Origin of the sequence: Pectobacterium carotovorum (assembly GCF_033898505.1) — a bacterium.
Taxonomy (GTDB): domain Bacteria; phylum Pseudomonadota; class Gammaproteobacteria; order Enterobacterales; family Enterobacteriaceae; genus Pectobacterium; species Pectobacterium carotovorum_J.
In genome coordinates this window covers 511,667-534,374 of record NZ_JAXAFK010000002.1, presented here as the reverse complement: position 1 = coordinate 534,374, position 22,708 = coordinate 511,667, and the positions used below count along the sequence as shown (strand labels likewise).

Annotated in this window: 18 protein-coding genes; 11 read left to right on the top strand and 7 right to left on the bottom strand. The window is 52.5% G+C overall.

The window, feature by feature from the left end; genetic code table 11:
• Positions 1–312: 312 nt before the first annotated feature.
• Positions 313–1,095, top strand: coding sequence for a transporter substrate-binding domain-containing protein (locus R9X49_RS14380; protein ID WP_319849052.1), 783 nt, complete (start codon positions 313–315; stop codon positions 1,093–1,095).
• A 258-nt stretch (positions 1,096–1,353) separates the two neighbouring features.
• Positions 1,354–1,980, top strand: coding sequence for a LysE family translocator (locus R9X49_RS14375; protein WP_240584568.1), 627 nt, complete (start codon positions 1,354–1,356; stop codon positions 1,978–1,980).
• A 43-nt stretch (positions 1,981–2,023) separates the two neighbouring features.
• Here the strand turns inward: R9X49_RS14375 and R9X49_RS14370 are convergent, their stop codons facing one another.
• On the bottom strand, positions 2,024–2,506 hold the full coding sequence (locus tag R9X49_RS14370; RefSeq protein WP_319849049.1) for a GNAT family N-acetyltransferase: 483 nt from the start codon (positions 2,504–2,506) through the stop codon (positions 2,024–2,026).
• Between the two features lie 105 nt (positions 2,507–2,611).
• On the opposite strand from R9X49_RS14370, the gene R9X49_RS14365 reads away from it, so the two are divergent.
• The 3 genes from R9X49_RS14365 (at position 2,612) to R9X49_RS14355 (ending at position 6,959) form a co-directional block, all read left to right on the top strand.
• The gene (locus R9X49_RS14365) at positions 2,612–3,544 is read left to right on the top strand and encodes a LysR substrate-binding domain-containing protein (protein WP_319849048.1); all 933 of its coding nucleotides are present in this window, start codon (positions 2,612–2,614) and stop codon (positions 3,542–3,544) included.
• 357 nt (positions 3,545–3,901) lie between these two features.
• Positions 3,902–5,338, top strand: coding sequence for a glycoside-pentoside-hexuronide (GPH):cation symporter (locus tag R9X49_RS14360; RefSeq protein ID WP_319849047.1), 1,437 nt, complete (start codon positions 3,902–3,904; stop codon positions 5,336–5,338).
• 52 nt (positions 5,339–5,390) lie between these two features.
• On the top strand, positions 5,391–6,959 hold the full coding sequence (locus tag R9X49_RS14355) for a glycoside hydrolase 43 family protein (RefSeq protein ID WP_319849045.1): 1,569 nt from the start codon (positions 5,391–5,393) through the stop codon (positions 6,957–6,959).
• A gap of 94 nt (positions 6,960–7,053) precedes the next feature.
• Here R9X49_RS14355 and R9X49_RS14350 read toward each other — a convergent pair whose 3' ends face one another.
• Positions 7,054–7,479: a hypothetical protein gene (locus tag R9X49_RS14350; protein ID WP_319849044.1), complete on the bottom strand. Its 426-nt coding sequence runs from the start codon at positions 7,477–7,479 to the stop codon at positions 7,054–7,056.
• Between the two features lie 390 nt (positions 7,480–7,869).
• Between R9X49_RS14350 and nifJ the strand changes: the two genes are divergently transcribed.
• The 4 genes from nifJ to R9X49_RS14330 all read left to right on the top strand — a co-directional run bounded on the left by nifJ (position 7,870) and on the right by R9X49_RS14330 (position 14,335).
• Positions 7,870–11,403 (top strand): pyruvate:ferredoxin (flavodoxin) oxidoreductase, encoded by a 3,534-nt coding sequence (nifJ, locus tag R9X49_RS14345; protein ID WP_319849043.1) that lies wholly within the window; start codon positions 7,870–7,872, stop codon positions 11,401–11,403.
• 321 nt (positions 11,404–11,724) lie between these two features.
• The gene (cybB, locus tag R9X49_RS14340) at positions 11,725–12,261 is read left to right on the top strand and encodes a cytochrome b561 (RefSeq protein ID WP_319849042.1); all 537 of its coding nucleotides are present in this window, start codon (positions 11,725–11,727) and stop codon (positions 12,259–12,261) included.
• Positions 12,262–12,282: 21 nt separating this feature from the next.
• Positions 12,283–13,080 carry a deaminated glutathione amidase gene (locus R9X49_RS14335; protein ID WP_319849041.1) on the top strand — a complete coding sequence of 266 codons (798 nt, stop codon included), beginning with the start codon at positions 12,283–12,285 and terminating at the stop codon, positions 13,078–13,080.
• 184 nt (positions 13,081–13,264) lie between these two features.
• Complete coding sequence (locus tag R9X49_RS14330) at positions 13,265–14,335, top strand: L,D-transpeptidase family protein (protein ID WP_319849040.1); 1,071 nt, start codon at positions 13,265–13,267, stop codon at positions 14,333–14,335.
• A gap of 62 nt (positions 14,336–14,397) precedes the next feature.
• Here R9X49_RS14330 and R9X49_RS14325 read toward each other — a convergent pair whose 3' ends face one another.
• Positions 14,398–15,678: an O-acetylhomoserine aminocarboxypropyltransferase/cysteine synthase family protein gene (locus R9X49_RS14325; RefSeq protein WP_319849039.1), complete on the bottom strand. Its 1,281-nt coding sequence runs from the start codon at positions 15,676–15,678 to the stop codon at positions 14,398–14,400.
• A 322-nt stretch (positions 15,679–16,000) separates the two neighbouring features.
• Here R9X49_RS14325 and R9X49_RS14320 point away from each other — a divergent pair, with 322 nt between their 5' ends.
• A complete protein-coding gene (locus R9X49_RS14320; RefSeq protein WP_319849038.1) occupies positions 16,001–17,488 on the top strand; it encodes a fructuronate reductase in 1,488 nt (495 codons plus the stop codon).
• Here the strand turns inward: R9X49_RS14320 and R9X49_RS14315 are convergent.
• Complete coding sequence (locus tag R9X49_RS14315) at positions 17,481–17,855, bottom strand: hypothetical protein (RefSeq protein WP_319849037.1); 375 nt, start codon at positions 17,853–17,855, stop codon at positions 17,481–17,483. The genes R9X49_RS14320 and R9X49_RS14315 overlap by 8 nt on opposite strands.
• 383 nt (positions 17,856–18,238) lie before the next feature.
• Between R9X49_RS14315 and R9X49_RS14310 the strand changes: the two genes are divergently transcribed.
• Positions 18,239–19,765, top strand: coding sequence for an MFS transporter (locus R9X49_RS14310; RefSeq protein WP_319849036.1), 1,527 nt, complete (start codon positions 18,239–18,241; stop codon positions 19,763–19,765).
• A gap of 198 nt (positions 19,766–19,963) precedes the next feature.
• Here the strand turns inward: R9X49_RS14310 and R9X49_RS14305 are convergent, their stop codons facing one another.
• From R9X49_RS14305 to R9X49_RS14295, 3 genes are all read right to left on the bottom strand, one after another.
• Entirely contained in the window at positions 19,964–20,974 is a 1,011-nt protein-coding gene (locus R9X49_RS14305) for an AI-2E family transporter (protein ID WP_319849034.1), read from the bottom strand.
• Positions 20,975–21,157: 183 nt separating this feature from the next.
• Positions 21,158–22,105, bottom strand: a complete 948-nt coding sequence (locus R9X49_RS14300) for a FecR domain-containing protein (protein ID WP_319849033.1) — start codon at positions 22,103–22,105, stop codon at positions 21,158–21,160.
• Positions 22,102–22,626, bottom strand: coding sequence for a sigma-70 family RNA polymerase sigma factor (locus R9X49_RS14295; RefSeq protein ID WP_319849032.1), 525 nt, complete (start codon positions 22,624–22,626; stop codon positions 22,102–22,104). The genes R9X49_RS14300 and R9X49_RS14295 overlap by 4 nt, the downstream gene beginning before the upstream one ends.
• Positions 22,627–22,708 lie beyond the last annotated feature (82 nt).

Below are 22,708 nucleotides of genomic sequence, written 5' to 3'. Positions count from 1 at the left end.
AAATTAAAATACCGGAAATCGGCTCAGATCAGTTTTCGGTATGCAATAGACATCAGTCCCCCGCCCAAAATGACATTATCAATTGGAATGTATTTCCTGCTTACACGTCTGGACATCAGCGATAGCGCAATTTTACATCACGAAAGCAAATAATAACAATTTGTTATAATTTCAAGTGTAAATTAATGTCAGTTTTTCAAATGTGGATTGGATGACGATATGCGATCCAATTTACATCCTATCACTGGTGATAATACAAATACCGGAATGTTGATATTCACTTTTATACGACTAAAAAGAGGTGTTACTGCTATGTTCAGAAAATTATCTCTCCTGAAGATCGTTGTCATTTTTGCTATTTCACCCTTTGCATTTGCCAAATCAGACATACTGCGTATCGGCGTCGATTTAACGTATCCTCCTTTTCAGAGCATGGATAAAAATGGTAATCCATCGGGGTTTGAAATCGAGGTAACCGATGCTATCTGTAAGTCAGTAAATGCAAAATGCGACTATATCGTTAACACGTTTGATTCCCAGATCACCGCTCTTCTCGCCAAAAAAATAGATGTCATCGCGCCGCTTGGCGTGACAAATAAGAGAAAAGAATCAATAGGTTTCAGTGACTATGTTTTCCACGTCCCCACCAAACTTGTTGCAAGGAAAGCATCTAATCTTCTTCCCCAGGCTGAGCTGCTGCGTGGGAAAAATATCGCGGTACAGCAAGGTACCATTCAGGAAGCCTACGCCAACAAATATTGGCTACCTGCCGGGGTGATTGTTAAAAGCTACCCCGATCAGGAAGCCATTTATGAGGATTTATATTCAGGAAGAGTTGAAGGCGCGCTGTGCCCGTCGGTTGCCGTTGCGTTTGGATTTTTAAAAACCCCACAGGGTAAAGATTTTGAGCTAAAAGGCCCGGAAGTGACCGATGCGGATTTATTTAGCCTCGGTTCCGCATACGGTATACGCAAAGACGACACGAAAACAAAGCAGCTCATTAATCAGGGGCTGAAAGATATTGTTCAAAAAGGCCTATATGCAAAAATACAGAAACGCTATTTTGGCGATATCGATTTAAGCGTGAAGGAATAATATCAGGCATGGTGAATGGGTTCTTTTCATGTTCAGCCGATCTCCCTAGCCACCAGAAGGTCGGGGAGATTTTGCTGAAATGGAAGTTTACTACCGTTCCCCCCAGCAACAGAATCTTAATGAAAGAGGGAGAGCGCCATCTGCCCCTTTTCTGTTACTATCACGCGTTGGAAAATAGCGATATATATGTGAGTATATCTCGCTTCACATCACCGCTCTCAATCACGCTTTCACAGTGAACTACACGCAGGAGAAATCATGAGCCTTCACCTCTGGCTGGCTTATACAGGCATCATCATCGCCCTGATCGCCATTCCGGGCCCATCCGCCTTAATCAGCATGTCGCACGGTTTACGCTACGGCGCTTCACGCGCAACAGCGACCGTACTCGGCGGCGTCAGCGCGGCAATGATTTTGATGTCCTGTTCAGCATTGGGGCTAGGTGCCATCCTTGCGGCGTCAACCACTGCCTTCATGGTATTAAAAATCATTGGTGCGGTTTATCTCATCTGGTTGGGCATCGCATCATGGCGTTCCAAAGATATGAGCACCGCGGAACAGGACGTGCAGGAAGCCTCGGCTCCGGGCTGGTTTCCGTTATTCCGCAAAGGCTTTCTGGTTGGGATCAGTAATCCGAAAGACCTGCTGTTTTTCGCCGCGCTCTTCCCAAATTTTATCGATACCAGCGCCCCGCACGCCTTACAGCTCATCATTCTGGCGGTAACCTGGGCTGTCTTCGATTTCAGCATCATGTTTATCTATGCCTGCACTGGCCGCCGTTTATCGGGCCTTTTCTCCAACCCACGCCGCATTAAGCTGTTTAACCGCTCGACGGGTGGAATCTTTATTCTGGCAGGCACCACGCTGGCGGCGTCAACGCGCTGATTGACTGGCTCCTGCTGCTTTCAGGCTGGCAGGAGCCACATCGTTACGATGCCGTAACAAAATCAGCAATGCCCTTCTCGTCCATCCGATAGCGAACCCACTCATCCTGCGGCTTCGCGCCAATGCTTTTATAGAAATCGATTGCGGGTTGGTTCCAATCCAGCACACTCCACTCCAGCCGTCCGCACTGTCTTTCCCGCGCAAGGCACGCAACCTGTTTCAGCAACGCCTTGCCCGCTCCCGCATTACGATATGCCTGGGCGATGTAGAGATCTTCCAGATAAATGCCATATTTCCCCAGCCAGGTTGAATAGCTCATGAAGAAAATCGCATAGCCGACGGGCTTACCGTCAATCTCGCAAATCAGCGTTTCCGCCGTCGCCCCTTCACCAAATAATGAGTTCTCAATATCCTCAAGCGAAGCCAGAACTTCGTGGCGCGCCTTCTCATACACGGCAAGTTCGATGATTAAATCCAGAATCACGCTCGCGTCAGATTTCTGTGCGGGACGGATGACAATATTCATAAAGCTTCTTTTCTCCAAAGCAACTTTCCAGTACCAACAATAACCAAGGCTTGCCATGCTACCGGATTAAAAATACTGTATGAACTGCATTTCCTACAGCGACTGATGAATATCATGCATCTGGATTTACGGCGTATCGATTTAAATTTGCTGGTGGTCTTTAACAGCGTGTATCAGCATCGATCCGTCGCTGCGGCGGCAAAAGAGCTGGCGATGAGCGCATCGGCGGTCAGCCATGCGCTAACGCGGCTGCGCAACACATTTTCCGATGAGCTGTTTTTTCGTGTAGGCAACACCATGCACCCTACTGTATTGGCGGACGATATCGCGGAGCCGATCGCGGAAAGTCTGGCGCTGCTCACGCAGGGCCTAACGCCGCGTCCGCGCTTTAATCCTGCGCGCAGTTCGGAAAGCTTCACCTTCTCCATCACCGATTACACCGCGTTTTCAGTCTTTCCTACCCTGATGGCGCAAATGGAAAAACTGGCGCCCCACATCAAATTCAATCTGGTCTATTCGCCGCAGAAAGTCGCGATTACGGATTTGCTGGCAGGGAAAATCGATTTTGCTTTAGGGTTCACCGACATGACACAAGCGGAGAACAGGGAAATTGAGGAGATAGACTGGATTGAAGACAGCTATGTCATCATTACCGCCGCTGATTATCCGTCAGGCGAGACGCTTACGCTGGATGATTACCTCGCCGCCCGCCATCTCGTGGTTACGCCCTGGAATGAATCCCGTGGGGTGATTGACTACGCGCTGGATAAACTCAATAAGAAACGTCATATCGCGCTGAAAACGCCATCGATGATGAGTGCACCGTTTATCATCGCCGATTCAACGCTGATCATGGCATTACCGCGCAATATCGCGACAATCTTTGCACAACTCCTGCCGCTACAGATTCATCCTCTGCCTTTCACTGTGCCGTCCTATCGCGTGAAGATTTACAACCACCGCCGCAATAGCCGTTCGGAAGCGAGCCAGTGGATTAAAAACCTATTACACAGCCTGGTGACACATCCCATTAGCTAGCCTGATGCATTGCCATCTCACACGGCTATAGCCACGTTTTCACCACAAAATCACCCCAATTACGAGCCTAGAGAAACGCCCGTAGAGCGCTGTTTTCCCGATAAATAGATCCGCAAGATAACTTGTCATACAGGTAAATCGACAGAAAAACCAAATTAATCTATTGATATAAAATGGAAATAACTCCGCATATCGTCTGCCTCACGCTATTTTCCCTGTCATTTTTTTGTGACCTGTCTAACACATACCAAGAAACGTAACCTTCTTAATAAAATCCGCAATAGTTAATCCCCACCAAGGAGATAACAATAGCCGCGAGCCTGGCAAGAAGTTCCTCAATCATCTTTGGAGTTTCCAATGACCAACAATAATAAGCTGAGCGTTGCGGAGAAAATCGGCTTTGGCATGGGCGATGCCGCCTGTGGCATCGTCTATTCTTCCGTAACCATGTTTCTTACCTACTTTTATACGGATATCTATGGCATCTCCGCCGCTGCGGTGGGGGTCATGTTCCTGGTGACACGCGTGCTGGACGCCATCGTTGATCCTCTGATTGGCATCATTGCCGACCGCACCAAAACCCGCTGGGGGCATTTCCGCCCGTGGCTGGTCTGGTTTGCCATCCCCTATGCCGTGATTGCCGTACTGGCCTACACCACGCCGGAACTGAACGGCACGGGTAAACTGGTTTACGCCTACATCACCTACACGCTGCTGATGCTGTTCTACACCTTTATCAACATCCCTTACTGCTCGCTCGGCGGTGTCATCACCAGCGATGAAAAGGACAGAATTTCCGCGCAGTCTTACCGCTTTACCATCTCCTCAATGGCTGGGCTAGTCGTGTCGGTCGGCACGCTGTGGCTGGTCGACTGGATTGGCGGCACCAATAAGCAATTGGGCTATCAGGGCACGATGATGATCATGGGCTGCCTAGCCGTCGTGATGCTGTTCTTCTGCTTTTTCACCACAACGGAGCGCATTAATCCCGAGGTGGATAAAAATCAGAACGTCTGGGACGATGTCAGAAACCTGCTGAGCAACGATCAGTGGCGCATTGTGGCCATCATTACATTCTTTTCCAGCATGGCAGGCGTCATGCGCGGTGCGGCGACACTTTATTATGCAACCTACCTGATGGTCGGGCCGGACCAAGGCAGCGCCGCCGGAACGGCAATGAAATCCGCCTTTATTACCACCAGCGTCGTCGGCACCATTATTGGTGCAATGATGGCGGGCTACTTTGGCAAGCGATTCAGTAGCATAAGCCTGTTCAAGAACATCAACCTGCTGCTGGTGTTTGTTGGTGTCATCCTGTTTATGGTGCCGCCACAGTGGCTGGCGGTCGTCTTCCCGCTCTACTTTTTGATCGGCTTTTTCCACCAGATGTACCAGCCGTTCAAATGGAACATGATGGCGAATGCCGCCGATTACGGCGAGTGGAAAACAGGCCGCCGCATTACCGGTCTGTCGTTCTCCGGCAACCTGTTCGCGCTGAAATTGGGTATGGCGGTTGCGGGTGCGCTGGTCGGCTTTTCACTCGGCTGGTTCGGCTATGTCGCCGGTTCCCCCACGCAAACACCGCTCGCCACCGCCGGTATTATCGGCCTACTGAGCATCGGGCCATCGCTCTCCTATCTGGTTCTGTATTGGCTGGTACGCTTTTACAAGCTGGACGATAAGACGATGGAAAACATTCAGGCTGATTTGGCGAAACGTCACAGCACGGCTGACCGCGCGCCAGAAAGCGAACTGCCTGTCGATCAAGGCCTTACGCCAAAAGGCGCGGCCTGATCGCAAGACCTGCGGGTAGCACGCTGCCCGCCTTTACTATCAGGATGATGACATGAGTACAGCACATTCTCCCTGGAACCCAGATTTGGGTAACGGACGTTATAAGAATCCGATTTTATGCGCCGACTATTCCGATCCTGACATCGTGCGCGTCGGTGACGACTTTTACATGGTGTCGTCCAGCTTTAACCACATGCCCGCGCTACCGATCCTGCATTCTCAGGATCTGGTGAACTGGACGCTGATCAACCACGTATTCAGCCGATTCGATCTGCCAGAATACGAACACTTTCAGCCCGGAAAAGGCGTGTGGGCACCCAGCATTCGCTATCATGCTGGAAAATTCTGGGTGTTTTTCAGCACGCCCGACGACGGGATCTTTATGTCGCAGGCTGACGATCCCAAAGGCGAATGGAGTACGCCGCATTGTCTGAAACAGGCTAAAGGCTGGATCGACCCATGCCCGTTCTGGGATGACGACGGCACCGCTTGGTTAATCCACGCTTTTGCCTTCAGCCGTAGCGGTAAGAAACACCTGCTGCAACTGTGCAAGATGGCAGAAGATGGTCGTTCCCTGCTTGATGACGGAAGGATCGTGGTCGATGGGCGGGCAACACAGCCAACCATCGAAGGGCCAAAGCTGTATAAGCGTAACGGCTGGTATTACATTTTCGCCCCAGCGGGTGGCGTCCCAACCGGTTGGCAAACGGTGCTGCGTGCACGTTCGCTGGAGGGGCCATGGCAGAGCCGGATTGTACTGCATCAGGGCAGCACATCGGTTAATGGCCCGCATCAGGGCGGCTGGGTCGAATTAGATAACGGTGAAAGCTGGTTTGTACATTTTCAGGATCGCCATGCCTATGGTCGAGTCGTTCATCTACAGCCAATGCGCTGGCAGGATGACTGGCCGCTGATCGGCGAACAGCACAATGCGCAGGGGTTAGGGCAACCCGTGCTGGAAGCAACCAAACCTTGTGTTGATACCCCTATTATCATGCAACAGCCATCAACCTCCGACGATTTCTCTTCGACTACGCTGGGGCGGCAGTGGCAGTGGCAAGCAAACCCCGACGAACGCTGGCTAGCGCTTACCCATCCGGGGCTTCAGCTGTTCTGTCAGCCCATGCCTACCCGTGAAGGTGAGCCTTCCTGGTATGACGTGCCTAATCTGCTGATGCAAAAATTTCCGGCCGAGGAATTTGAGGTCACCACGCACCTAATGCCCGTTCTGGAACAGGTTGGCGATCGCTGTGGCCTGATTATTTATGGCGAGCGCTTCGCTTTCCTCGGCATTGAGAAAAGCGCGGAAGGTCTTGAATTAGTAACCGGATTCGGCTGGATGAGCGATGCACAGCAGTTGGAGCAACACCAGAGGCGTCTGGCAGTGTTGCCCGAAAAACAGAACATCACCCTGCGTGTCACCGTGCAGCAGAACGCGATTTGCCAGTTTTCCTGGCGGGGCGATAACGGGGAATATGATGTGCTTGATGATAGCTTCGCCGCAGGCCCGGGCAAATGGGTAGGGGCCAAAGTGGGGCTGTACGCGCTGACGACGGCATCAGGAAACAGCGGGAGTCACGCTTGGGTTAAAGAGGTGAAAGTCACCGCTATCGATCAATAGCCCGATAGCGGCTATAGGAAAATCACGCGTCAGGCTGTCTGATCTTCGGTACGGTACTGGTATTACGTTTTTCTGGTATCACATTGCTCTGGCATTACACGCCGAGCGCGTCAGCAGCCTGCTCGCTTTCCGCTTTAGAAAAGTGTGCGTAGGTAAGTGCATCAAGTAACGCTGCACGATCGATCGTCGGATAAATCTCCGGGTCTTGCAAAAGCTGGCCGATATCCTGAACGCTCAGTTGCGGATAGATAGTGTGTGATGCAACGGCAATGTCCCGAGCGGCGTAGCCCAACTTGCGTAAAATCACCGCAATCTGCTGGTGCGTGATCGCCTCCTGATACACGGTATAAAGCACATCGGCGATTAATGTCGACGTCAAAACCGAAATACGGGACACATCCCCCGCTCGCCCACCCAATGCCTGAAGAATATGATCGACAGCCTGTTCCGGCGTTTTTCCCTGCGCCTGTTGTGAAGCCAGTACGGAAACCAGTTTATTTTTTATTTCATCATTTGCCATTGTTCGGTTCCTTCATACATTCATTACAGATGTTATTTTAGTATAAGCACGCTACCTGTCATGGCAGTAATGAGCAAACAAAATCACACGGCGGTACCCTTGAATAGGTACAAAAAGACATCAACCCGCACTGAGGTGTATAATAACGGCCTGTTTTAAGAAACGCGGGTTCGTTCTCATCACGAAAGCCACGCGCAGAAAGATAGCTTGAAGTATGACGGGGATAAAACACAGTTTGATACAACTCCGCATACATCGTTCCACCCTCTTTTTTCCTGAAATGCGATAATCCTCCGATAAAAATCGTATTTTCGTTTATGCCCAGTCATTTTCATCGTCTGAAAAGACCATGTAAAATGAATGGCTTAGTGAGCAAAAAGGCTAGAAGTCATGATCACCACCGACGCTAATAACGCAGTCGCCTCCGTGGCCTGGCGAACCAATGAAGTCATCGCCATCTACCCCATCACTCCAAGTTCCAGCATGGCTGAACAGGCTGCAGCCTGGTCGAGCGACGGCGGACTGAATATATGGGGAGATACGCCCCGTGTTGTTGAAATGCAATCGGAAGGCGGCGCGATCGCTACCGTCCACGGCGCATTGCAGACGGGTACACTCGCGACCACATTTACCTCATCGCAGGGTCTGCTGCTAATGATCCCCACGCTGTATAAGCTGGCCGGTGAGCTAACCCCGTTTGTCCTGCACGTCGCTGCCCGTACGGTTGCGACGCATGCGCTTTCCATCTTCTGCGATCATTCTGACGTCATGGCCGTACGCCAGACAGGCTGCGCCATGCTGTGCGCCAGCAATGTGCAGGAAGCGCAGGACTTTGCGCTGATTTCACAAATCGCCAGCCTGAACAGCCGTCTGCCGTTTATCCATTTCTTTGACGGTTTCCGCACCTCACACGAAATCAATAAGATTGAGCCGCTGAGCGATGAGGTGATTCGCCAGCTTCTGCCACAGCAGGCCATTGATGCACACCGTGAGCGAGCGCTCACACCGGAACGCCCGGTGATTCGTGGTACTGCCTCAAACCCGGATACCTTCTTCCAGGCGCGCGAAGCCACTAACCGCTGGTACGACGCAGCTTATGAGCACGTTGAGCAGGCGATGAACGATTTTGCCGCAGCGACAGGGCGCCAGTATCAGCCGTTTGAATACTACGGCCACCCAGAGGCGACTAAAATTGTCGTCCTGATGGGGTCCGGCGTCGGCACCAGCGAAGAAGTGATCGATACGCTGTTGATGCGCGGTGAGAAAGTCGGCGTAGTGAAAATCCGCCTGTACCGCCCGTTCTCCGCCAAGCATCTGCTGGCCGTCATTCCGCAAACGGCGAAGAGCATCGCTGTTCTGGACCGCACGAAAGAGCCAGGTGCGCTGGCGGAACCGCTGTATCTCGATGTGATGACCGCGCTGGCTGAGGCGTTCTCCGCAGGTGAGCGTTCACTTATGCCACGCGTGATCGGTGGGCGTTATGGGCTGTCTTCCAAAGAATTTACCCCACAGTGTGTAGAGGCGATCTTTAATGAGTTAGCACTTGCTAACCCACGCCCGCGCTTTACTGTCGGGATTTATGACGATGTCACCCATCTGTCTCTGCCACTGCCGGAACAGCATTTCCCAAGCAACGCATCGCTTGAAGCCCTGTTCTACGGCCTGGGCAGTGACGGCACCGTTTCCGCGACCAAGAATGCGATCAAAATCGTCGGCGAAACGACGCCGATGTTTGTGCAGGGCTACTTTGTCTATGATTCGAAGAAAGCCGGTAGCCTGACCGTTTCCCATATGCGCGTGGGCCCGCACCCGATCAACTCAGCCTACCTGATCGATCAGGCGGATTTCGTCGCCTGCCATCAGTGGCAGTTTATCGACAAGTACAGCATGGTCGAACGCCTGAAGCCCGGCGGCGTTTTCCTGATCAACTCACCGTATAGCAACGACGATCTGTGGCACCGCTTGCCACAGGAAGTACAGGCAGGGCTGAATCAACGTAATGCCCGCGTGTACTGCATCAATGCCGCCAAGATTGCCCGCGAATGCCATCTGGGCGCCCGCATCAACACCGTCATGCAGATGGCATTCTTCCATCTGTCACAGATTCTGCCAGCCGATGTGGCGGTGGAAAAACTGCGTACCGCCATCGCCAAAAGCTACGGCAGTAAAGGTCAGGAGCTGGTTGAGCGTAACTGGCAGGCGCTGAGCGCCACATTGGAAGCGCTGGCAGAAGTGCCGCTGGAAGCCGTCAACCCAGACAGCCCGCAGCGCCCACCGGTGGTTTCCGACGCCGCGCCCGATTTCGTCAAAACTGTCACGGCCGCCATGCTGGCAGGACTGGGCGATACGCTACCCGTTTCCGCCCTGCCGCCCGATGGCACCTGGCCGACCGGCACCACCAAGTGGGAAAAGCGCAATATCGCGGAAGAGATTCCGCTGTGGCAACCACAGCTTTGTACTCAGTGTAACCACTGCGTCGCCGCCTGCCCGCACTCGGCGATCCGCGCCAAAGTCGTTCAGCCCGACGCGATGGAAAATGCGCCTGCTTCACTGCAATCGCTGGATGTGAAAGCACGCGACATGCGCGGCCAAAAATATGTGTTACAGGTTGCTCCAGAAGACTGCACCGGCTGTAACCTGTGCGTAGAAGTCTGCCCGGCCAAAGACCGTCAGAACCCAGAAATCAAAGCCATCAATATGGAATCCCGGCTGGATAATCTGGCGGCGGAGAAAGAGAACTTCGATTTCTTCCTGCAATTGCCGGAAATCGACAAATCCACGCTGGAACGTATCGATATCCGTACTTCTCAGCTGATTTCACCGCTGTTCGAGTACTCCGGCGCCTGCTCCGGCTGTGGCGAAACGCCGTACATCAAGCTGCTGACCCAGCTTTATGGCGATCGTCTGCTGGTCGCGAATGCGACGGGCTGTTCATCTATTTATGGCGGTAACCTGCCCACCACCCCGTGGACCACCGATGCCAACGGTCGCGGCCCGGCCTGGGCTAACTCGCTGTTCGAGGATAACGCCGAATTCGGTTTGGGCTTCCGTCTGAGCGTCGATCAGCACCGTCAGCGTGCCGTGCGTCTGCTCAACAAGCTGGCACCGCAGCTGCCGCCGGATCTGGTTAGCGCGTTGCAGGAAGAGTCCATTGTGCCCGACCTGCGCCGTCAGCAGATTGAACAGCTACGTGGGTTGCTGGCAACGATCAATGATAACGACGCCAAGGTGCTGGCGAGCGAAGCTGACCACTTTGTCGATAAATCTATCTGGCTTATCGGCGGTGACGGCTGGGCGTACGATATCGGCTATGGCGGGTTGGATCACGTCATGAGCCTGAGTGAAAACGTCAACGTGCTGGTTCTGGATACCCAGTGTTACTCCAATACTGGCGGACAGCAGTCCAAAGCGACGCCGCTGGGCGCAGTGACCAAGTTTGGCGAGAAAGGCAAACGCAAAGCACGTAAAGATCTCGGCATTAACGTCATGATGTACGGTCATGTGTATGTCGCGCAAATCTCACTGGGCGCGCAGCTGAACCAGACGGTGAAAGCGATTCAGGAAGCCGAAGCCTGGCCGGGTCCATCGCTGATTATCGCGTACAGCCCGTGTGAAGAGCACGGTTACGATCTGGCATTCAGCCACGACCAGATGCGCCAATTGACGGCAACGGGCTTCTGGCCGCTCTACCGCTTCGACCCACGTCGTGCCGAAGAAGGGAAAGCCGCGCTGGTCACCGATTCTCGTCCGCCATCAAGCAGCCTGAGTGAAACGCTGCTGAAAGAGCAACGCTTCCGCCGCCTGAATAGCATGATGCCGGAAGAAACCGCGCAGCTCTATGAAGAAGCGGAGCTGGATCTGCGTCGCCGCTTTGACTTCCTGACCATGATGGCCGGCAAGGCAGAGAAAAACCCGCAGGAATAATCCTTCATCTTCCAAACCGGCTTCGGCCGGTTTTTTATGGCGTGCCATCCCTGGCCGCCACCCTTACGGGCCGTTGCTGATGCAACGTTAAAAATTTCTCCCGGAAACTTTTTATGGCGTGCCATCCCTGGCCGCCCCCCTTACGGGCCGTTGCGTTTTCCCCAGTCTAAACAAGGTTGAATACCGAAGAACCCAGCGCCGATAGTCTGGTTTGTCAGACACGGTAAAGAGGGGCTGACAAGACGCAAGTTACCTTATACTTTATGAGATTATTCGCTCGTTACCGTGTCAAACCGCTCTCAACGTCGCAGAGGAAGAAACATGAAAGGAAAGTTCGCACCATCGCAGATTGCATTGCACTGGCTGGTTTTTCTATTGCTCGTTGTGACCTATGCCACCATCGAGCTACGCGGATTTGCTGAACGCGGTTCGCTGCTGCGCACCGTGATGATGGTGACGCACTTTAGCTGCGGCGTAGCCATACTGGTTCTCATGCTGGCTCGTCTGTTCTTACGCCATCGGCATACCTCGCCCGCCATTACGCCACAGCCTCCTCGCTGGCAAAGTGCGCTGGGTTCGCTCACCCACGCGGTTATTTACCTGCTGTTTATCACGCTGCCGGTGCTGGGCGTTGCCTCGCGCTATTACAGCGGTCGGGACTGGATGCTTTTTGGTATCGGCATGCCAACAGCCGCGACGCCGAATTTCGACCTTGCTGAAACGCTGATTGGCTGGCATGAAACGCTGGCGCCGTTAGGCTACTGGCTCATTGCCGCGCATACCGCCGCCGCACTGTTCCACCACTATGTCATGAAAGACAACACGCTGCTGCGCATGATGCCAGCCAAGCGCGATTAATCGGGCAACCAAGGAGCAAGCATGAAAGTCGCATTGGGGCAGTTTGCCGTTGACCGCGAGTGGCAACAAAACGCCACGACCATCGCTGAATTAATGTCAGCAGCACAGAAAAATGGTGCCGATCTGCTGGTGCTGCCTGAAGGCGTGCTGGCCCGTGATATCACCAATCCCAACATGGTGTTCACCGCCGCTCAGCCGCTTGATGGCCCGTTTATTTCGCATCTGCTGGAAGCCAGCAAAGGCAACAACCTGACGACCATGCTGTGTGTACATATCCCGAATGGCGAAGGGAAAGTCTGGAATACCCTGCTGGCACTGCGCAACGGTGAGATCGTCGCGCAATACCGAAAATTGCATCTGTACGATGCGTTTTCCGTACAGGAATCGGAAAACGTACTGGCAGGCGAAGAGGTTCCACCGCTGTTGACCATCGCCGGGTTAAACGTCGGGCTGATGACCTGCTATGACATTCGCTTCCCTGAACTTGCCCGCCGTCTGGTGCTGGACGGCGCAGATGTCCTCGTTCTCCCTTCCGCCTGGATTAAGGGGCCGCTGAAAGAGGCGCACTGGGAACTGTTGGTGCGGGCCAGAGCACTGGAAAACACCACTTATCTCGTCGCTGTTGGCGAATGCGGCGTCAAGAATATCGGCAACAGCATGGTGGTCGATCCTTTAGGCGTTGTCGTGGTTCAGGCACCGGAAACACCGGCTCTCATCTATGCCGACATTGACCCAGAACGACTGGCCTATGCTCGTCAGATTCTTCCAGTACTCGCGAATCGTCGCTTTCAAAAACCCACGTTAGACGGGGAAAATTGAGTGGTGTTTCACTCTAAGCAGCTTTCTTTCTCATTCGTGCGCCAAAAAGTGTGATTAGTTACACATGTTGTTTCCCTCGGAGGCCATTCTGCACATATAATGCGCATCCGGTCGCCAACGCGACCTTAGCAGACCAGCCTCCTGATTCGGGGGGTGCATTTACCACTCAAATAAAGAAACGAAAATGAGTATTCGCGCGATCTTTACTTTAGTTCTTGCAGCCGCCGCATTCAGCCAGGCCGCTTTTGCCGTTGTTTATCCTCTGCCTGCGGCGAATAGCCGACTGATAGGCGAGAATATCGAAATCACCGTACCGGAAGATAGCACGCAGCCGTTGGAGCATTTTGCAGCACAGTTCCAAATGGGCCTGAGCAACATGATGGAAGCCAATCCAGATGCGGACGTTTACCTGCCTGTTCCCGGCAGCAAAATGGTGATTCCTCATCAGTTGATTCTGCCGGATGCACCGCGTGAAGGCATTGTCATCAACAGCGCAGAAATGCGTCTGTACTACTACCCGAAAGGCTCCAAAACCGTGGTCGTGCTGCCAATCGGGATTGGTGAGTTAGGTAAAGATACGCCGATCAATTGGACGACTTCCGTTCAACGTAAGAAAGCGGGCCCAACCTGGACGCCAACCGCGAAGATGCATGCAGAATACGCAGCACGCGGCGAGACACTGCAAAAAGTTTTCCCAGCAGGCCCGGATAACCCGATGGGTCTGTACGCGCTGTACATCGGCAACCTGTACGCGATCCACGGCACCAACGCCAACTTCGGTATTGGCCTGCGCGTAAGCCACGGCTGCGTTCGTCTGCGTGCCGATGATATCAAGTATCTGTTCAACAACGTTCCGGTCGGTACTCGCGTTCAGTTCATCAATGAGCCAGTGAAAGCCACCGTTGAGCCAGATGGTTCACGCTATGTTGAAGTTCACAATCCGCTGTCTCGCACGGTAGAAGAATTCCATTCTGATTCTCCTGCACCGATCAGCATGACGCCAAAAGTGAGCAAAGTTCTGGCTGATGCCAGCGTGAACACCAGCGAAGTCGATCAGGCAATCCAGAGACGTTCTGGTATGCCGACCAAAATCAATGGTCTGATCGAACAAGCTACCCCGGCCATTCCGGTTGAATCTGCTGCGGCACCTGTTGCACCAGAAGCACAGCCGCAAGATAGCCTTAATACGGAGCAAAATGCCGCACCGGCGGAGTCACAGCCGACTGCTGCAGCGACCGACGCTAGCCGTTCGTAATCGCAATGACGCGTTGGAAACTCATTCAGGTTTCCAACGCGTTTCTTTCATTCCCCTACCGTTTACTGTTTCTGTGAAGCTTCCAGCGCCTGCGCCACATCAGCGATGATGTCGTCAATGTGCTCAATGCCGACCGAAATTCGGACCAAATCCTCACTCACGCCTGCTTTCGCTAGCTCTTCCGCATTCAACTGGCGGTGCGTGGTACTTGCCGGATGGCACGCAAGCGATTTGGCATCGCCAATATTAACCAGCCGTAAGATCATCTTCAGCGCATCAATAAAGTGGCCGCCTGCCGCTTTCCCACCTTTAATGCCAAAACTGATAATCCCAGAGGCTTTGCCCGAGGTAATTTTGTCGCAGTTTGCTTTATAGGGGCTATCTGGCAACGCACCATAGTTCACCCAGGTCACCAGCGGGTGCTGATTTAGGTAGCCAGCCAACGCTTCCGCATTGCTGCAATGGCGTTCGATACGCAGGCTGAGGGTTTCCAGCCCCTGTAACAGCAAGAACGTGCTGTGCGGAGAAAGCGCCGCGCCAGTATTACGCAGCGGCACTACTCGGCAGCGTCCAATATAGGCCGCCGGACCGAAAGCGTCGGTATACACCACGCCGTGATAAGAGGGATCGGGCTCGTTCAGTAACGGGAAACGCGCTTTGTTCGCGACCCAGTCAAACTTGCCGGAATCGATAATCACACCGCCAATCGTGGTGCCGTGACCGCCGATATACTTGGTCAGCGAATGGACGACAACATCTGCACCGTGCTCAAAAGGTCGGCATAGCACGGGCGTCGCCACGGTATTATCAACAATTACTGGGACGCCGTGGCGATGGGCGATCTCCGCAATTTTGGCAATGTCCACGATATTTCCCGCCGGATTCCCGATAGATTCACAAAAAACGGCACGGGTGCGCTCGTCAATCAGCGACTCCAGCGTCGTAAAATCATCGAAAGAAGCCATCCGCACTTCAACGCCCTGACGCGGCAACGTATGAGCAAACAGGTTATAGGTACCGCCGTACAGCTGGCTGGTGCTGACGATATTGTCCCCAACCTGCGTGAGCGCCTGGAGCGAATAGGTAATCGCTGCCATGCCGGATGAAAGCACCAGCGCGCCAATGCCGCCCTCAATGGCCGCCAGCCGCTGCTCCAACACCGCATTCGTCGGGTTCATGATACGGCTATAGATATTGCCTGCCACTTTCAGATCAAACAGATCGGCACCGTGTTGCGTGTCGTCAAATGTGTAAGACGTCGTCTGGTAAATCGGCACGGCTGCGGACTTCGTTGTCGCTTCAGATTCATAACCATGATGTAGCGCGAGGGATTCAAGTTTCATCTTACGGGCCTTTTTGTTATTCGTTGGAGTGAGGAAAATATCGACACAAAATAGCAGACTGCGCTCGGGAAAAGCACTTGATGATGTAGAAGAAATGGAGATAAGTTAGTAAAAACAAGACTAAATTTCAGCGTTACATCATTACGCTGAAGCCCCCTCACAAAACGGCACGCTGCCGAAGAAGCGAATCTGAAAAAGCGATAGAATTTGCGCGGAGAAAAAAACGTGCGCACCGTAACCTATCTGCGCGTCTTGTATTGCACCGCCTGCAAATCACAGCTACTTTTAACGTCATGGATCCCCCCACCCGAAAGCGCAATAAATGACTGATAAAATAAAAAATATCGCTACCTGCGAATTGCCTGACATCGTCCAATTTCCTCACTACGATCGTAAGGCGCTGAAGCCGCGTATCGTCCATATCGGATTTGGCGCTTTTCATCGTGCTCATCAGGCACTGCTCACCGATCGCGTACTGAATATGGTGGGAGGAGACTGGGGAATTTGTGAAGTCGTGCTATTCAGCGACGATACGATGATCAATGCGCTGCGCCAGCAGGATCATCTGTTTACCGTGCTGGAAAAAGCCGCGACGAGCAATCAGCCGATTGTCGTTGGTGCCGTGTGTGAATCGCTACATGCCAAAATAGAAGGCATTAACACGATTATTGAGAAACTCGCCGCGCCAGAAACCGCCATCGTTTCCCTGACGATTACCGAAAAAGGCTATTGCATGGACGGTACGAGCGGCAAGCTGGATCGTACCAATAAGCTGATTCAACAGGATCTCATCGATCCTCGTCACCCCGCATCGGTGCCGGGTTTGCTGGCAGAAGCGCTGCGCCTGCGTCACGAACGTGGGATCGCGCCGTTCACCGTACTCTCCTGCGATAACGTGCCGGAAAATGGCAAAACGGCCAAAGCCGCCGTGCTGGAATCTGCGGGGATCAACGATCGAAGCCTGACCGATTGGATCGACGCTAAGGTTTCTTTCCCGAATACGATGGTGGATCGCATTGTCCCTGCGGCAACGCCGGAAACGTTGCAGGAAATTGCCGATCACCTTGGCGTCGTCGATCCCTGTGCGATAGCCTGTGAGCCCTTTATTCAATGGGTGATCGAAGATCATTTCACTGCCGGGCGCCCCGAATGGGAAAAGGCAGGCGTACAGCTGGTACATGACGTACTGCCGTTTGAAGAAATGAAACTGCGCATGCTGAACGGCAGCCATTCATTTTTGGCCTATCTGGGCTATCTCGCTGGCTACGATCACGTCAGCGACTGTATGAATGACGAGAACTATCGCCGGGCCGTGTCTCATCTCATGCTGCTGGAACAGGCACCGACGCTTAGCGTAGTGGATATCGATCTGAAAGATTATGCCGTCCAGCTACTGACCCGTTTTTCCAACCCGGCGCTCAAGCATCGGACCTGGCAGATTGCCATGGACGGTTCCCAGAAGTTACCTCAGCGCATGCTGGAATCACTGCGGTGGCATGTGAGCAATGGAGGAGACTATCGCTGTCTGGCATTGGGAATTGCTGGCTGGATGCGTTATGTCAGCGGAAAGGATGACGCAGGCAACCCGATTGAAATCCGCGATCCACTGGCTGACAAGCTCAGACACGTCGTTGAGGAAACATCAGACAGCGCCGAACGGGTCAGCGCGTTTCTCAATATTCGTTCTATTTTCGGCGGGGATCTGCCAGCCAATCACGATGTCTTTAACGCTATCGCACAGGCTTATCTGAAGCTGCGCGATCACGGCGCAAAGAACACCGTGGCCGCACTGGTACAAGACTTTAAATAACGATAAACCCAAGCAGACCAAGATACAGCGCACTTTGGACACCCAGAGCCAAAGTGCGGCTTTTCCCTTTTGTTTCATCCAGCCACGGCAGCGATGACCAACTCATTCCCCCACCAATAACGGCGATCAGCAACATCGCGGCGGCAACCAGCCAAACGAGCTTATCCAGCAGCGAATTGGGAAACAAAATTTGCATTGCGGAAACGACAAGAAAAAGGGTGACGCAACGTAATACCCCAACCAGAATCCCCGCACGATCTCTCAGCCCACGCGGAGCGGAAGAAGGTAACCAGGCCTGAAAAGCAAACAACCCAACCACGGCAATAAAAACCACATAGATAACGGCGTAGATCATCAAATGACTCACGTTACGGCTCCTGATAAGGGGATACGATCGAGTAAACTGGGCGGGATGATGACGACATTTCCGCTCTGAGGTCAATGCGTTATTTCATATCACGCTATCGATTTGTGGAGCAGCGCGCAATGTCGACTCGCCGCCAATCTGTACGTGTACCGCTCTGCTGTAAGAAATCTACATATTTTGTAACTTAAGCACATAAATGCAGGATCAAAAAATCATAAAAAGCAAATTAAAATATCTTATTTCATGATCTGTCTGACAGATCGTCATTAAAAGCGCGTGAAAGCGTGATCGTCAGTTTACTTTCTTTTCAATAGAGCAAATTATAAAGAAATGATAGTTCAATCGAACTGAAATATTGTTTCATATTTGTAATTAGGCTGATCATGAATAAACCAATCTCTTTTAAACATACGTTCTGCTACGGCAGCGCGAACCTGCTCGGCAGTGGCGCGCTTGCTATCAGCGGCGCATGGCTGATGTACTTTTACACCACATTTTGTGGGTTAACATTGGTTCAGGCCGCTGCCATTTTCTCCGTTGCCAGCATCATCGATGCTATCAGTAACCCCATCATGGGGTACATCAGTGATAACTTCTACAACACCCGCATTGGCCGCCGATTTGGCCGCCGCCGCTTCTTTATTTTGCTGGGTGTCCCGCTGGTTCTGGTTTACCCGATGCTGTGGGTTGATGGCTTTGGTTTCTGGTATTACCTGGCGACATACGTGCTGTTCGAGCTGATTTACACCTCGATCATGGTGCCGTATGAAACGCTGGCTACCGAAATGACTTCCGATTTCAAACTGCGTTCTAAGCTGACGGGTTCTAAAGCCATTTTCGGCAAAATCGCCAACTTCCTGGCGGCATTCATTCCTGGACAATTTATTGCCGTCTACGGTAAAGATTCCGCGACGCCATTCTTCTACACCGGTCTGGTTTACGGCGCCATTATGTGCGCGGCGATGATCGCGCTGTATATGACGTCCTGGGAGCGCCCGGTTAACGAGATCGTCCGTGAAAGCACCTCTAGCCTGTGGCAGGCGATGAAAAAGCTGAGCGTGGATATGGTGTCCACCTTCCGCCTGCGTATTTTCCGCAAACATCTGGGAATGTACCTGTTTGGCTTTGGCGCTGAATGGCTGTTCGCTTCCGCGTTTACCTACTTCATCGTCTTTGGTCTGAAGCAGAACACGGCATTAGTGTCACACCTCAATAGCTTCAGTTCGGTCATGCAGCTTATTTCTACCGCGGCCTTCATCGGTATCTGCGTCAAAATGGGCTTTGCGCGGCCATTCCGTCTGGCGTTAATGGTGGTGATTGTCAGCGTCATAGCCTATGCCGCACTCTATTTCGCTAACTGGTCAGAAGACATGACCATCTTTGTTCTATTTGCCATTACCGCCGTATTTGGCCTGAGCACGGGCGGCATCTACTATATTCCCTGGACGGTTTATACCTTCCTGGCTGACGTAGATGAAGTCCTGACTGGCCGCCGCCGCGAAGGTATCTACGCGGGTGCCATGACGTTTGCCGGCAAAATGGTGCGCTCTGTGATTGTCTTCGCAATGGGCTGGACGCTGAGCCAATTCGGTTTCGTCTCCGGGCAGTCAGCACAGCCTGAATCTGCCGTCCAGGCGATTGTTGGCGTGTTCTCACTGGGCGTTATCGGCCTGGCGCTGGTTGCCATTTACTACACGACGCAGATGAAGTTGGATCGTAAGAACCACGCCATCCTGCTGGAAGAAATTGCACGTATCAAAGCGGGCGGCGCGATTGCCGATGTACCACCTCACGCACGCGCTGTCGCGGAAGAGTTGACGGGCTGGGAATATGAAAAATGCTGGGGCAACAACCCGTTAGGCGTTCAGTCTGAAGAGACGAAGCCGCAGGTTGCGACTGCGCAGCATTAATCGAAGACGATCGTTTATACCGACGTTTATTGAAGACAAGCATCAATTAAAAGCCGTCATCAACTAAAAACTGTCGTCAACTAAAAACAATCAGCCCAATCTCGTATTGGGCTGATTTATTTAGGCTTTCGTACTTTGATTAACTGAGCGGATAAACTATGGCAGGCGAACACATCAATCACCTGCCAACATGCAGCATTAAATCAACGAGGCTTCTTTCAATTCACTTTTCAGGTAAGCGTAGTATATCGGTGCCGCAATCACACCGGCCAACCCAAAGGCCGCTTCAAACACCAGCATCGCCAGCAGGATTTCCCACGCGTGCGCTTTGATCCTCGTCCCAACGATTTGTGCATTCAGGAAGTATTCAAGCTTATGAATCAACATCAAATACACCAGCGCAACCAGTGCGATCGGCAGCGAAAGCGATAAGCCCGACAGAAAAACGATCGAGTTGGAAATCAGGTTACCGATCACTGGCAGCAGGCCGAAAATGAAGGTGAGCACCACCAGCGTTTTGGCAAACGGCAGATGGATACCACACAGCGGCAGAGCGCCCAGAATAAAAATGGCAGACAGCACCGTGTTAACCGCAGAGATTTTCACCTGAGCGAAAACAATGTTGCGAAACGATGCCGATAACAATGTCACCCGACGCAGCAGTTCCGCTTTGAGTAATGGCTTCTCGGTGTCCTGATCGACGTTATAAAGAGACACAATCGCTCCCAGCACCATACCGATTAGCATCGTCACAAATCCATGCAGGAAACTTTTCCCCATGTTCTGCAACATCACAATATGCGCCTGAACCCATTGCAGCAGCTCACGCTGAAGCTCTTCAATACTCACTGGCAGATACCCTGGTAAATAGTGGGCGACCTGCTGCTGGATATCATTGAGGATGTAGCCAATACGCACGTTGAATGCTGCCGTATCCTTCATTTCCTGCATCAACAGCCCGACCAGACTACCAAACAGTAAACTCAACAGGCTGACCACCAATGTGCTGATTACCGCGACCACAATCCAGCGGGCGCGCTTACCGCTGATAACCCGTTGAAAATAGGGCGTCAGTAAATTCACGATTTCATACACCAAAAAACCGGCAATAAAGCAGGCCAGCAGGCGTAAAGGCAGCAATATAAGCAGGCCACCCATAATAAAGAAAAAGCTCAACAGGCGAGCTTGTTTCAGGTTCAGTAACTGCATGATAACTTCCCGTATGAAGAGGCGACGCCGAGAATACTCGTTGTGGAGTATGCTACGCCTTTTTCGGTATCAACAGATTGATATATATGCGCCAGATTTGCGTTTCGTCTGCGACGTGATAACCAACCAGATAACAAACGTAGAATATTTTTGGTGTTTTACCGGCGAAATACCAGCAGTGTTTTAACTCGGCCGGATATCCACCCACCAGGAAAAACGCCGGGTTACCTTCACCGGCAGCGTTCGCGCAACAGCATTGAGCAGACGATCGGTTTCATGCAGCGGGAAAACGCCCGAAATCCGTAGCGTCGTCACCGCGGAATCAACATGAAAATAACCATTGTGATAGCGGGAAACTTCATTAATGAGCTGCCCTAACGGCATGTTATCCGCGACCAGTTGTCCTTTACGCCAGCTCTGACGGAAATTCTCAACGGGTGCTGGTTCACTGCTCTTGTCGCGGGTAAAGATAACCTGTTGCCCGGCCGTTACCCGCCGTGCGGCGGGGACCGCCGTTTGTAGCAAAACCTCACCGCTAAAAACGGAGAGCACGCTGTGGGCGGACGTATAGCGCAGCGCTAATTGGCAGGAATGCGCAGAAGCGGCGAGATCGCCATGGGGCGTGGTCAACCGGGCGGCATGCGCCGTTTGGTTGTCCAGCATCAATTCACCTTTGATCAATTGAAACGTCAGCGGCTGAGACAACGCGGGGTTGCCCTGCTGATTCAATGCCGAGTCGGTATTGAGCCAGAGGGTCATCCCCGTTTCGATGCTGAGCTCACGTGTTTCTCCCGTGCCCGTACGGTAATCGGCAGCATAGCTTTCCCACGGCAGACTAAAACCCGCACCTCCGGTAAGACTGACAATCGCCAGCAATTTCAGCATACGCCGGCGTTCCTCACCCCGCTTACTCAGCACCGAAGAGGCTAACTGGCTGTCTACCGCATGAAAACGGGCATGAATCTGTTCAACCTGCTGCCAGGCAAGCCGATGGGTTTCATTCTGATGTAACCAGCGCTGCCATGCCTGACGATCGTGCTCAGCGCAGTCTTCGTCATACAGCGTGGCATACCACTCTGCGGCAGCATAAAGAACATCTTTGGGAATAGAAGACGTGATAGAGGAAATCATAAGTCCTGACACAATAGACAATTCAGCATCGCCTGTGCCATATATTTTTTTACCATCCGCTCGGAAACGGCTAATTGTTCAGCGACCTGTCGATAGGTCAAACCGTCAAGATGCACCAGCAAGAATGCCTGACGCACTTTGCCAGGCAGCGTCGCCAGCATCTGATCGATGGCCAACAGCGCATCAACCACCATCGCCTGCTGCTCCAGCGAGGAGGAAAAATGAAACTCCTGCTCTGCCAGCACCTGAAGATAGGCATTCTCGATATCTTTACGCCGCCAGTGATTCACCATCAATCCGTGAGCCACGGTCGTCAGCCAGGCGCGAGGTTCACGGATGCGATCGGTCTGATGCTGGCAAATCAAACGTAGAAATGTATCCTGCGCCAGATCCGCAGCCTGCTGTGAACATCCCAAACGCCGACGCAGCCACGCCTGTAACCAGGCATGATGATCATGATAAATCTGCTGAACGTTTAAGGCTTCAGGCTGATTGGGGCAGACAGCAGCGGGACTCTTCACGGTATTCGCTCAATGTGACAGCAATGAAATGATTTTCATTATCATTAAAAGCAAAGTCAATGACTATTCACGTCTATCGTGC

Coding starts and splice junctions, on each gene's coding strand:
- R9X49_RS14380 (WP_319849052.1), top strand. CDS start 313: ATGTTCAGAAAATTATCTCTCCTGAAGATCGTTGTCATTTTTGCTATT.
- R9X49_RS14375 (WP_240584568.1), top strand. CDS start 1,354: ATGAGCCTTCACCTCTGGCTGGCTTATACAGGCATCATCATCGCCCTG.
- R9X49_RS14370 (WP_319849049.1), bottom strand. CDS start 2,506: ATGAATATTGTCATCCGTCCCGCACAGAAATCTGACGCGAGCGTGATT.
- R9X49_RS14365 (WP_319849048.1), top strand. CDS start 2,612: ATGAATATCATGCATCTGGATTTACGGCGTATCGATTTAAATTTGCTG.
- R9X49_RS14360 (WP_319849047.1), top strand. CDS start 3,902: ATGACCAACAATAATAAGCTGAGCGTTGCGGAGAAAATCGGCTTTGGC.
- R9X49_RS14355 (WP_319849045.1), top strand. CDS start 5,391: ATGAGTACAGCACATTCTCCCTGGAACCCAGATTTGGGTAACGGACGT.
- R9X49_RS14350 (WP_319849044.1), bottom strand. CDS start 7,479: ATGGCAAATGATGAAATAAAAAATAAACTGGTTTCCGTACTGGCTTCA.
- nifJ (WP_319849043.1), top strand. CDS start 7,870: ATGATCACCACCGACGCTAATAACGCAGTCGCCTCCGTGGCCTGGCGA.
- cybB (WP_319849042.1), top strand. CDS start 11,725: ATGAAAGGAAAGTTCGCACCATCGCAGATTGCATTGCACTGGCTGGTT.
- R9X49_RS14335 (WP_319849041.1), top strand. CDS start 12,283: ATGAAAGTCGCATTGGGGCAGTTTGCCGTTGACCGCGAGTGGCAACAA.
- R9X49_RS14330 (WP_319849040.1), top strand. CDS start 13,265: ATGAGTATTCGCGCGATCTTTACTTTAGTTCTTGCAGCCGCCGCATTC.
- R9X49_RS14325 (WP_319849039.1), bottom strand. CDS start 15,678: ATGAAACTTGAATCCCTCGCGCTACATCATGGTTATGAATCTGAAGCG.
- R9X49_RS14320 (WP_319849038.1), top strand. CDS start 16,001: ATGACTGATAAAATAAAAAATATCGCTACCTGCGAATTGCCTGACATC.
- R9X49_RS14310 (WP_319849036.1), top strand. CDS start 18,239: ATGAATAAACCAATCTCTTTTAAACATACGTTCTGCTACGGCAGCGCG.
- R9X49_RS14305 (WP_319849034.1), bottom strand. CDS start 20,974: ATGCAGTTACTGAACCTGAAACAAGCTCGCCTGTTGAGCTTTTTCTTT.
- R9X49_RS14300 (WP_319849033.1), bottom strand. CDS start 22,105: ATGATTTCCTCTATCACGTCTTCTATTCCCAAAGATGTTCTTTATGCT.